The following is an 11,887-nucleotide window of genomic DNA, read 5'->3' on the forward strand; positions in this document are numbered from 1 at the left end:
CGGTGGCAGCCACACTGGCTGCACAGACGCAGGCGACATCGTCGCCAGACCGCCACGCAACCCAAGCCCACCACAAGGACCGTCATGCAGCCATCCTCACCGCGCATCGCGCACAGTGCCCGCGCCACAGCGCGGTTTTTCGATGCCGGCAGCGCGTCCGCCAGGCGGTTGAAACGTCCGGCGCATCGCTGGCTGTGGCTGGCCTTGATCGCGCCCTGCATCGCGCAGGCGCAGGTGGATCTGTCGCAACTGGATGCCGAGATGGCCGCGCCACGCACCCAGGTGCTGGTGCTCGGCAGCGTGCACCTGTCGCAGTTGCCCGACGGCAGCGACATAAGTGCAGCACGGCTGCAACCGTTGCTGGACCGATTGGCGGCCTACAAGCCAACCATCATCACGACGGAGGATCTGTCGGGCGAAACCTGCGATTTGATACGCCGGCACCCCACGGTCTATCTGCCGGAAGACAGTGCAGCCTATTGTCCCAAGGTCGACGACGCGGCACGTGCGACCGGCCTGGATGTGCCGGCCGCCATCGGCAAGGTGCGTGCAACACTCAAGAGCTGGCCCAGTGCGCCGACGTCGGCGCAGCGCCGACAGCTGGCTGCATTGTTTCTGGCCTCGGGCGATCCATGGTCTGCCTTGGTGCAGTGGTTGCAGCTTGCACAGACGGAGCAACGCCCTGGCGATGGATTGGATGCCGCGCTGGTGGCACGGCTCCGTGCGATGGAACATCGCCAGGACGAGAGTAGCCAGATCTCCGTGCCACTGGCGGTACGGCTGGGCCTGCAGCGCATCTACCCGGTCGACGATCACACCGGCGATAACGCGGAGGTGGACGACACGGCGGCCTATGGAAATGCGGTCCGGGCGGCCTGGGAAAAAGCCGCGCATCGCGCCGGCACGATGCGCGCGCAGAAAAAACAGCTGGCGCAACAAGGCAAGCTGTTGGAGCTTTACCGCGCAATCAACCTTCCGGCCAACCAGCAGTTGTCGATCGAGGTGGACTTCCGCGCTGCGTTGAGCGACACCTCGCCGCAACACTACGGCTATCGCTACGTATCCGGCTGGGAGATCCGCAACCTGCGCATGGTGTCCAACGTGCGTGCCAGCTTTGCCGACCAACCCGGTGCACGTGTGCTGGCGGTGGTGGGCGCTACTCACAAGCCCTGGTTCGACAACTGGTTGGGACAGCTGCAGGGCGTGGATATCGTGGATGCGGCGCAGGTGCTGGGTGCTGACGGAAAGTGAGTACAACGACTTCAGCGTGACGCTCTAATGCAAAAGCCTGATTGGTCGAGCGCGCGGTGCCCTCGCCGCTCGTGGGACACGCCGTAAGCCCTTCCCTGGGGGATCGGTCTCGGCATCCATGCCGCCATACGGTCCCGCAACCGGCTAGGACACCGCACCAGAGAGTTGGTCGGTGATTTGGCAAAAAATCTGCTTGTTGCTCGGGGTGCATTGGAAGGCTGATCGGAGGCGACGCTATCCAAACAACACACGTTATGTTTTGCTCGCGACCTTGCGCGCCGACCATCTCGACTGGTCCTTGCCCGCCTACCGTCGCGGGACCTTACGCGGCATGGATGCCGCGTAAGAGCCTCCATGGACGGATTCACGGCGTGTCCCGCGATGGTGGGCGGGCAAGGGCCCGGCAGCCAGGTAACAGATCAGCCGCTCTACGCTTGCGAGCTGCCCGCACGGTCCTAACACCCGCAGACAAGACAACTGCAGTTATCGATACCGGCATGAGCAGCAGCCATCACTTCGCTGACTCCACGAAATGCAGGACGTAAATCCGGTTTCAGGTGCAGCCAGATGCGGCATCAAGGCGAAGGCCGCGCACCTACTGCACTAGATCGACAACCGGCCTTCGTCCAATCCAGGCTCTCAGGTCAGCACATCCAACAAGCTACCCAGCATTTCGTCGGAGCGCCGCAGCGCAGTGGCGTTGGCCTGGAAATCGTTGCGTGCCGAGAGGCCTTCGACCAAATCGCTGGCCGGTGCCGATGGATCGGCGTTGGCGTCGACCACGCTGGCTGCCACTCCACCATTGAGCTGCGTGCTGGCTGCAACGGCCTGACGTGGACTGCCGTCCACCGGCTGACGCGCCACATTGCTGGCGGCCACCTGCTGGCGAAGTGCGGCGACCTGCATTCCGGAACTGGCGATACTGCTGATGCTCATGATGGCTCCGGTGCAGAACAGAGAAATAACCAATGACGTTTGTTTACCAACCAATCAATACAATCGCTGCCGGCAGTCGCGCCGCACTGCTGTCGTTCTTGCGCCCACCGAGGCGCGTGGCGAGCGTGTCTCACGAGGTGGAACCAGCCAACAGGAACCGCAATGACGTGTCCCACCCTCCGATTCCGATCACGCCCACCTCACGGCTGCGCAGTCGCCTCACGCAGGCTCAATAGGTGCCTACCCGCACACGCAAGACCACTGGAACCTCTCCCGCCGCATCCACCCGCCCGAAGTTGAGCCCGTAGTCGGTCTGGTCGCCGTTGAGCTGTCTTTCGACCTGCCAGCGCCCGTCCACGTACCGCCCCTGCTCCACCCGCAACAGTTGTCCATGACGGGTATCGGCTGCGTCGCGGAAAAATTCAATGCGCGCGGCCATGCCGGTGACCAGGAACTCCTCCGGCCCCAGCTGCGCCACCAGCAGCCGACCTGCATGGTCGTCGTTACCCGGCAGGATCGCTGGCGCGTCGCCCCATAGCGGCGCGCCGAACGACACCCTGGCCTGCCAGTCGCCGAAACGCAGCGTGCGTTGCGGCGCGCCGGGCTGTTCGGCCACTGCCTGCAGCCGGCCGTCGAAGGCCGCCTGGGCGATCAGGCGCTGCAGCGGCGCCAGCAGCTTGAAGTTGGCCGCGTGCGCTGCAATCGCGGCGCGGTTGGCTGCGCTGTCCGGGTTGCCATCCATGCCAAACACCGAAAACCCGATCCCGCCCTGCCCCAGCACATGGAACAGGTAGGGCGCGGTCGCCGCTTCGAAGCCGGTCTCCGACACCCAGGCCGGATTGTCCGGCCGCGCATACTGGCCGATGACCTTGGTGTATTCGTTGTAGTCGCTGGTGTAGATATCGGTGCCGATGAAGTCGATCGACGGGGTGGCCGCGCGCCATAGCGCGAACACGTTCACCGTCGCACCGCCGGAGGGGTAATCCATGCCTGGGTAACGCTTGCCCTTGTAGCGCAGCCAGGTGTTGACGTAGAGCGGCAGCGGATACGCGCGCCTGCCGGCCGCGGCCACCTGTTCGATATACGCCGCCGTTGCATGCGCATTGAAGGCTTCGGCCGCCTCGGCACCGAACAGCTGTTGCCAGCTGCCCTGCGGCTTGCCCAGCGCCTGCGCGATCGCGGCAGGCACCGGCTGCGCGAACGCCGCCTCGCCGGCCGGGCCATGGTCGCGCACCGTGCCGATCGCGCCGGGCTCGTTTTCCACCTGCACCAGGATCACCGTGTGGCGGTCGCCATCGACCTTGCGCAGGTGCTGCATCAACGCGGTGAAGGCGCGCGCATCGGCCTGCATGTTGGCGGCCACATGCGGCGACAGCACGTCTACCGGTTCGCCATTGGCATCGCGCATGCGCGGGTACGTGGCGTCGTCGCGCTTGATCCACTCCGGCACGTAATGCATCTGGCCGTTCTTCCAGCTGCCGAACCACAGCAAGGCCACGCGCAGGCCGCGCTTGCGCGCGCCGGCGATCAGTGCATCCACGTTGGTGGTATCGAAGCGGCCAGGCGCCGGCTCGAACTGCTCCCAGTACACAGGCGCTTCCACCGTGTTGGCATGCAGCGCGACCACCTCGTCCAGCGCCTTGGGCAGCACGGCCGGCCAGGCACTGGAGTTGTGTAGCTGCGCGGCCAGCACGGTGTATGGCGCGCCATCGACAAACAGCGCATGGCGGCCATTCTGGGTGACGAAGCGCGGCAGCTCTTCTGCACTGGCCAGCAGCGGCACGCTGGCGGCCAACATCGCCAGCGACCACAGCAAGGCCGCGAGGCGGCCACGCGGCTGCGGTATGTTCAGGGCAAACACATGCATCATCGCGCCTCCGACGGTAGTGAATTCCAGTGCGGCGTGGGTTCGTTGCGCAGGTGGCGCACGAAGAAGTCGTACTGGCGACGCTGCACATAGTCGATCGGCCCGCTGGAACGGCCCACCGAATGCTCGCCACCGGGCACGTTGAGCAGCTCGAAGTCCTTGCCGGCCTTGATCAGGGCATCGACCACCTGCGCGGTGGAGGCCGGGTCCACATTGCTGTCCTGCTCGCCGACGATCAGCAGCAGGTCGCCCTGCAACTTGGCTGCATTGACCACGCCCGAGGCCTGCACATACCCGGCATCCACCGGCCAGCCCATCCACTGCTCGTTCCAGCTGATCTTGTCCATGCGGTTGTCGTAGCAACCGGCGAACGCCACGCCCACCTTGTAGAACTCCGGATGGCGTTCGAGCGCGCCCAGCGTGCTCTGCCCGCCGGCCGAGGCGCCGTAGATGCCGACCCGGCCGATGTCGTAGGACCGATCCCTGGCGGCCAGCGCACGGTGCCAGGCGATGCGATCGGCAAAGCCGGAATCGCCCAGGTTCTTCCACGCCACATCATGGAAGGCCTTGGAGCGGTTGGCGGTGCCCATGCCGTCGATCATCACCACGATGAAGCCCAGGTCCGCCTGCGCCTGCATGCCGATCTGCTTGTCGCCACCGGAGTGATAACCGAACGGCCAGAATGTCTTTGGCACAAAAGCGTCGTGCGGGCCGGCGTAGATGTTCTCGATCACCGGATACTGTTTGCGCGGGTCGTAGTCGCGCGGGCGCACCACCATGCCCCAGATGTCGGTGCGGCCATCGCGGCCCTTGGCCACGAAGGTCTCCGGCGCGCGCCAGCCGGCCGCCAGCAGCTTGTCGATGTTGCCCTGCTCCACCTGCTGCAGCAGCCGGCCATCGATGGCGTGCAGCTCCATCACCGGCGGCAGATCCGGACGCGAGTAGACATCGACGTAATGCCGGCCGTCCTCTGCGATCGCCACATCGTGATCGGCATCGGTGTGGGTCAGCCGGGTCAACCGGCGGCCGTCGAAATCCACGCTGTACAGCTGCCGGTAGTACGGGTCCCTGCCCGCCTCCGTGCCGCTGGCAGTGAACCAGATGCGCCGTTGTGCGTCGTCCACGCGCAGCACGTCGCGCACGATCCACGGCCCGCGCGTGAGCTGGCGTTTGAACCTGCCGCTGCGGCCATCGACCAGATACAGGTGCCGCCAGCCGTCGCGTTCGGAGATCCACACAATCTCCTTGCCATGGGCGTCCACATCGTGACGAAAGCTGCGGTCCGCATAGACGAAGGTGCGTGCGTCTTCGGCCACGGCCACATGCGCCCGCCCGCTGCGGGCATCCACCGCAATCACGCGCATGTGCTGAAAGCCGCGTTGCACATACTCAAAGCTCACGCTGCGCCCATCCGTCCGCCATTGCAGCGGCGACAGGGAGTACGGCGTGGCAAACAAGGCGTTGTCCACCACCCGCCGCGTGCCATCCACCGCCAGCAGCACCGGCCGTTCCACGTCCACCGCATCGCCCGGCTTGGGATACAGCTGGGTGTGCACGAGCGGTTGAAGACGTCCGGCCGGCGCGGCCTCCACGCGGGTGACGCGGCGCGCAGTACCCGGCCGTACCCGATACACCGCCAAACGCTGCGAATCAGGCGACCAGGCAATGCTTTCCGGATCGAAATAATCCTCGGCGCGTCCATCGTCGGTGCGCTGCACGCTTCGGCCATCGGCCACCCGGCGCACGACCAGGTTCCAGCCATCGGCCAGCGCTTCCCATTGCCCGTCGGGCGAACGGCGCGGGGTGGTGTCGGCCGCCACATCCGGGTCGCGCACCACGCCAAAGCCGCGTGGTCGCTGCTGCGACTGCGGTTGCCGGCCGGGGGCATCGGGCGCGCATTGATACGTGGCCAAGCTGCAGTGCCAGGGTGCTTCCCCGATGGCGAACACGATCGCGCCGTCTTCGCGCGCGCCTTCCTGCGAGTACGCAAACCGCTCGAACGGCAACGCCAACGCCGCATATGCGGTGCCGGTGGCGGCCTGCAGCGCCTGCGCCACGCGCGCCTGGTCGAAGGCCGGCTGCTTGTGCCCTGTCGCCACGTCCGCGTGAACGAAGGCGAAACCACCAGGCACGGTCTTGCGGTAGTAGAACGTACCGTCGTCCTTCCATTGCGCCGGCCAGGCGACGTTTTCGGTCAGCGTGCTCCAGTGCGCGCGCAGGCCGAGCGAACGCTGGTAATCGGGCACCGCGGGCTCCGCCTGCGCAGTGGCGGCGAGCAACAGCATGCAGGCGGCCATGGCGCGCGAGACCTGCACTGCCCATGCGGGACGCCGAGCGTCATTCGCCATCGTCTTCTTCCAGCGCCAGCTCGTCGCTGCGCAAGCCGCTGCGCGCGCCCCAGTGATAGATGAAGAACGCGATCACCGCCACGCTCACGGTGTCGAATGGATGCGCGATCCAGCCGTGGCCGCCGAACGTACCGGCCCAGGACACCGCCATCACCAGCACGAAGAACACGATCAACCACAGCGATGCGCGCACCTGGCGCAGCAGGCGTGCCCTGCCCGCGCGCGAAGGCAGGCGATACAGCACGTACAGCGCGAACGCGAGCACCTGCAGGCCGAGCAACCACGACAGCGTCGGCCAGGTGGACCAATACACGATCAAGGCCGCGACCATGAACGACAGCGGCCCCAGCACGGCAAGGCCACGTACGCGAAACGGCCGCGGCAGCTCCGGCGCGCTGCGGCGCAACGCTGCCACCGTGACCGGCGCCACCGCATAGCTCAGCACCAGCGCGGCCGACACCACGCCGATCAAGGTCTCCCACGAGGGGAACGGCAGCGTCCAGAAGATCGACAAGCCCAGGCTCAGCCACAATGCCGGACGCGGAATGCCCGACGCCGGATCCACCCGCGTCAGCACCGGCAGGAACCCGCCGCTACGCGCCCAGCCGTACACCACGCGCGGGGTGGCATTCATGTAGATGTTGCCGGTGCCGCTGGGCGAGACCATCGCATCGCAGATCACCAGGGCGGCCAGCCACGCCATCCCCAACGCCAACGCGATGTCGTGGTACGGCAGCGCAAACACCTTGTCGATGCCGCTCCAGCCCGGCGCCAGTTGCGCGGCCGGGATGCTGCCCAAAAACGCCAGCTGCAGCAGCACATAGATCACCGTGGACAAGGCCACCGACAGGATCAGGGCGATCGGGATATTGCGCTGCGGGTCGCGCACCTCGCTGGCCACCGACACGATCGGCGTCAGCCCCAGGTAGGCAAAGATGATGCCGCCGGCGGAGATCGCCGCCTCCACCCCGGCCATGCCCGACGGTGCGAACCCGTGCACGCTCAGGTTGTCTGCGTTGAAGTGTTTCATCAGCAGCACGATCACCAGGATCGGCACCAGGAACTTGAAGATGCTGACGATGTTGTTGGCCAGCGCAAAGGTCTTGACGCTGAAGTAGTTGAGCAGGAAGAACAGCAGCAGCAGGGCCAGCTGCACCAGCCAGCCCCAGACGCTGGGATGGGTGCCGTTGGGCTGGTTGAGCACCGGAAACCACGCCGCCGCATATTGGCGCGCCGCTTCCACTTCGATCGCGATCAGGCTGGAAAACGCGATCAGGGTGATGAAGCCGGTCAACGAGCCCAGCAAGGCGCCATGCGAATACTCCGGGTAGCGCACTACCCCGCCGGCGCGCGGCAGCGCGGCGCCGAGTTCGCAATACACCAGGCCGAGCAGCAACACCGCAATGCCGCCGAGAATCCACGACAGGATGCCGGCCGGTCCGGCGATGGACGAGACATGGCTGGCCGAGAACAACCAGCCCGACCCGAAGATCGAGCCCAGCCCGATGAAGGTCAGGTCGGTCAGGCTCAGTCGCTTGTGGAACTTGCCTTGCGTGGTCGCACCGTGTGTAGTCATAGCTGGCCCCGGACAAATGAAAGCGCGTGCTGCGGAAGATGGCGTGGTCGTGCGTGGCGTATGGCGGTCAGTGGTTCTGCGATCGTGCGTCGGTGGTCTTGTACGACGGCAGCAACACAGGTCCGGCAAACGGATGCAGGCGCATCTGGCCGCACTCAGTCATCGGCAGCCGCCCCTGGCCCTGCATCGGCGGTATCTGCCGCGGTGCCGTCCGCATAGGGCGAGACACCCCCGTCGGCGATGAAGCGGTCGATGCGCGCTTCCAGCACCGGCAATGGCACCGAGCCAGTCTGCAGCACCGCATCGTGGAAATGGCGCAGGTCGAATTTTTCGCCCAGGGCGGCTTCGGCCTTGCGCCGCAGTTCCAGGATCTTCAGCTCGCCCAGGTAGTAGGACAACGCCTGCCCCGGCCAGGCGATGTAGCGGTCCACCTCGGTGGTGACTTCATGCTCGCTCAGGGCGGTGTTGTCGCGCAGGTAGGCCTGCGCCTGCGCGCGCGTCCAGCCCTGGTGGTGGATACCGGTGTCGATCACCAAGCGGCAGGCGCGCCACATCTGGTAGGTCAGATAGCCGAAGCGGTCGTAGGGCGTGTCGTACATGCCCATTTCCTGGCCCAGGTACTCCGAGTACAGCGCCCAGCCTTCACCGTAGGCAGAGATGTAGGCGTAGCGGCGAAACTCCGGCAGCCCCTGCGCCTCGGCCGCCAGCGGCATCTGCAGCGCGTGGCCGGGCGAGGACTCGTGCAGCGTCAACGCGGTCAGGTTGTACAGCGGCCGCGATGGCAGGTTATAGGTGTTGACCAAGTAGATGCCGGGGCCGCCACGGCCGCCGGTGTAGAACGGCGCCAGGTCCGGCGGTACCGGCTCGATCGCGAAGCGTCGCCGCGGCAGCCGGCCGATGTAATCGCCCACCTTGGCGTCCACGCGCTTGGCGATCCAGGCGGCCTGCTTGAGCAACTGTTCCGGCGTCCTGGCATAGAACTGCGGGTCGCTGCGCAGGAACTGCAGGAAGGCCGGAAACGCCGCCTGCCCGGCCGGCGCCTTGAAGCCGCTGGCGGCGATGGTCTGATCCATCTGCGTGCGCAGCTTGGCCACTTCCTGCAGACCGATCTGGTGGATCTGCTCGGGGCTGAGATCGAGCGTGGTGAACTCGCGGATCTGCGCGCTGTAGTAAGCCTGCCCATCCGGCAAGGCTTCGCCGGCCAGCGTGGTGCGCGCGCGCGGCTGGTATTCGTTGCGGATGAAGTCCAGCAGCTTGGCGTAGGCGGGCAGCACCTGCGTATCGATGGTGTTGACCGCCTGCTGCCGCAATTGCGCCTGCACGTCGGCAGGCAGCGTCGCCGGCATCTGCTTGAACGGTGCGTAGAACGGATTGGCCTCGCCCTTTGCCTGCCCCACGTCGGCAATGGACTGGTCGCGCCCGGTCAGGGTCACCCGGGGCTGGCTGAAACCGCGCGCCAGGCCGGCACGCATGTTGTCGGTGTGCTCGGCGAAATAGCGCGGGATATCGGCCAGCATCTTCAGATAGCGCTGGTAGTCCTCGCGCGTACGCAGCTTGGCCTCGGCGCTGAAGCCCAGGTCGCTCCAGAACGCCGAGTCGCTGTTGAACGGCATTTCCCAGGCGCGGAAATGCTGCTGGTCCAGCAGCACCAGCAGCTGCTGCCGGTACACCTGGTAGCTCACCTGATCTTCGGCCGGCAACTGCGCTGCCGGAATCGCATCCAGTTCCTTCAAGGCCTGTCGCCAATACGCGGTACGCAGGTTCTGGGTGGCCACATCGACCTTGGGCAGATGGTCGGACTGCCTGTCCTGGGTGGCCTGGTTGTCTTCATCCACGGCGCCGGACAACTGCGCCTGGCGCCAGCGCCATTCGCGCGTGTACAAGGCCTTGAAGCGTGCCGCTGCACTGTCCTGCGTGCTTGCGGCCGGCGCTGCGGCCTGCGCCTGCATTGCGGTGCCGCCCAGGCTGGCAGCAATCAGCACACCCAATGCGCTCGCGCGCCAGACGGTGATGGTCTTCATCCGCGTGCCTCCGGCGCCGCCTTGGCCTGCGCGATCCACTGGCGCACGCGCTGCTGCAGCATCGCCAGCGGCATGGCGCCGCCGCCGAGCACCGCATCGTGGAAGGCGCGCACATCGAAGCGATCGCCGAGTTCTTTTTCCGCCTCCGCACGCAGCGCAAGAATCTGCAGCTGCCCCAGTTTGTAACCCAGGGCCTGGCCCGGCCAGACGATATAGCGATCGGTTTCGGACTGGATGCTGGGCTCGTCGTCGGACGGATGCGCGTGGAAGAAATCCACCATCTGCTGGCGGTTCCAGCGCTTGTAATGCACGCCGGTGTCGAGCACCAGGCGATTGGCGCGCAACAGCTCGCCCGACAGCCGGCCGTAGTCGTTGTACGGGTCCTTGAAGAAACCGATCTCCTTGCCCAGCCGCTCGGCATACAGCGCCCAGCCCTCGATATAGGCGTTGTAGCCGGCCTGCTGCCGGAACGGCGGCAATGGCAGCGTCTGCGCAAGCGAGATCTGCAGGTGATGGCCCGGCACGCCCTCGTGATAGGCAGTGGTTTCGATATTGACCAGGGTGCGGCTGGCGAAGTCGCTGGTGTTGACCTTCACGATCGCCGGCTTGGTGCCTTCCGGATTGCTTTGCCAGTATTCGGCGCCGGGCGCGCTGCGCCGGAACGCCGGCATCGCCTGTACCTCCAGCGCGGTCTTGGGCAAGTGGCCGAACAGCTTGGGCAGCTCCGGCTGCATCGCGGCGATGTAATCGCGGTACTGCTGCAGGATCTGCTCGCCGGAACTGGCGAAGTGGCGCTTGTCGGTGTCCACCGCCTTGCGGAAGCTGGCCAGGTCGGCAAAGCCCTGCGCCTTGGCGATCACCGTCATCTCGCCTTCGATGCGCGCCACTTCCTTCAGGCCGATCTGATGGATCTGCTCCGGCGCCATGTCGGTGGTGGTCTGGGTATGGATGGCATAGCGATAGCGGCGTTCGCCATCGGGCAGCGACCACAGCCCTTCCTGCGCGCGCCCTTGCGCGGCGTATTCGTCGCGCACGAACGCGGCCAGCTTGGCGTAGGCCGGGCGCACCTGCTGCGCGATCGCGGCAAGCAGCTGCGTGCGCAGCGCGGCGCGCTGGTCGGCCGGCACCGCGGCATCGAGTTTTTTCAGCGGCGAGGCGAACGGGCTCTGCTCGCCGGTCAGCGCGGCGATCTTGTCGATCTGCTCGGGCAGGCGCTCCAGCAGATACCGCGGCTGCACCAGGCCGTCCTTCGCGCCCTGGCGCGACACCGCGATCACCTGGTCGATCACCGTCGGAATCGTCTGCAGACGCTTGATGTAGTCCTGGTAATCCTTGGCGTTCTCGAACGGAAACGCATCGCCGTAACCGGCCAGCCCCAGCTGGATGCCGCCGATCGGCTCCAGCGGCATCGCGTAGGTCTTCAGGTCGATGCCTTCCAGCGTGTCACGCAGCTGGCCGAGCATCATCTGCAGGCTGAGCTGGCGCTGCTCGTCCAGCGTCTTGCTGTCGATCGCTTCGAATTGCGTGAGCAGCTCGGCGGTGGCGCTGCGTTCGGCCTGCACCGCTTGAAGCGAATAATCGCTCCAACGGTCGTTGTACCGCTTGTCGCCGATGATGCTGGCGAACTCGGGGTTGTGCTGCAGGTGGTATTGCCACTGCTTGTCCAGCAGCGCATCGAAGGCCTTGGCGGCCTGTTCGCCGGTCGGCGCGGCCGTGGCCGCAGCCGACGTTTCCGCGGCAGGCGGCGCCGGCTTGCAGGCAGTGAACAGGGCGGCGGCCAGCAGGCCGATGGCGACAGGACGCAGGTGGTTCATGCAGTGACTCCAGGATGCAATGGCGGCGGTAGGAGCGCGCCTGAGCGCGACGGCTTTTATCGGAAATGCCCGTC

At 66.1% G+C, this 11,887-nt stretch carries 7 protein-coding genes; 1 reads left to right on the forward strand and 6 read right to left on the reverse strand.

The annotated features are described in order from the left end of the window. The first annotated feature begins 84 nt into the window (after positions 1 to 84). Positions 85 to 1,251 (forward strand): DUF5694 domain-containing protein, encoded by a 1,167-nt coding sequence (locus H7A86_RS12520; protein WP_220453013.1) that lies wholly within the window; start codon positions 85 to 87, stop codon positions 1,249 to 1,251. Between the two features lie 639 nt (positions 1,252 to 1,890). Here H7A86_RS12520 and H7A86_RS12525 read toward each other — a convergent pair. The 6 genes from H7A86_RS12525 to H7A86_RS12550 form a co-directional block, all read right to left on the reverse strand. Further along, positions 1,891 to 2,187, reverse strand: a complete 297-nt coding sequence (locus tag H7A86_RS12525; RefSeq protein WP_104533668.1) for a flagellar basal body rod protein FlgC — start codon at positions 2,185 to 2,187, stop codon at positions 1,891 to 1,893. A gap of 229 nt (positions 2,188 to 2,416) precedes the next feature. Continuing rightward, entirely contained in the window at positions 2,417 to 4,054 is a 1,638-nt protein-coding gene (locus H7A86_RS12530; protein ID WP_425509722.1) for a DUF5597 domain-containing protein, read from the reverse strand. Beyond that, entirely contained in the window at positions 4,054 to 6,402 is a 2,349-nt protein-coding gene (locus H7A86_RS12535; protein ID WP_119131372.1) for a S9 family peptidase, read from the reverse strand. Before H7A86_RS12535 ends, H7A86_RS12530 begins: the two co-directional genes overlap by 1 nt. Next, entirely contained in the window at positions 6,392 to 7,978 is a 1,587-nt protein-coding gene (locus tag H7A86_RS12540; RefSeq protein ID WP_119131371.1) for an APC family permease, read from the reverse strand. Before H7A86_RS12540 ends, H7A86_RS12535 begins: the two co-directional genes overlap by 11 nt. 155 nt (positions 7,979 to 8,133) lie before the next feature. After that, complete coding sequence (locus H7A86_RS12545; RefSeq protein ID WP_180707874.1) at positions 8,134 to 9,999, reverse strand: DUF885 domain-containing protein; 1,866 nt, start codon at positions 9,997 to 9,999, stop codon at positions 8,134 to 8,136. Continuing rightward, positions 9,996 to 11,813, reverse strand: a complete 1,818-nt coding sequence (locus H7A86_RS12550; protein WP_180496657.1) for a DUF885 domain-containing protein — start codon at positions 11,811 to 11,813, stop codon at positions 9,996 to 9,998. Before H7A86_RS12550 ends, H7A86_RS12545 begins: the two co-directional genes overlap by 4 nt. Positions 11,814 to 11,887: the final 74 nt, after the last annotated feature.

Source organism: Xanthomonas euroxanthea (assembly GCF_903989455.1).
Classification (GTDB): domain Bacteria; phylum Pseudomonadota; class Gammaproteobacteria; order Xanthomonadales; family Xanthomonadaceae; genus Xanthomonas; species Xanthomonas euroxanthea.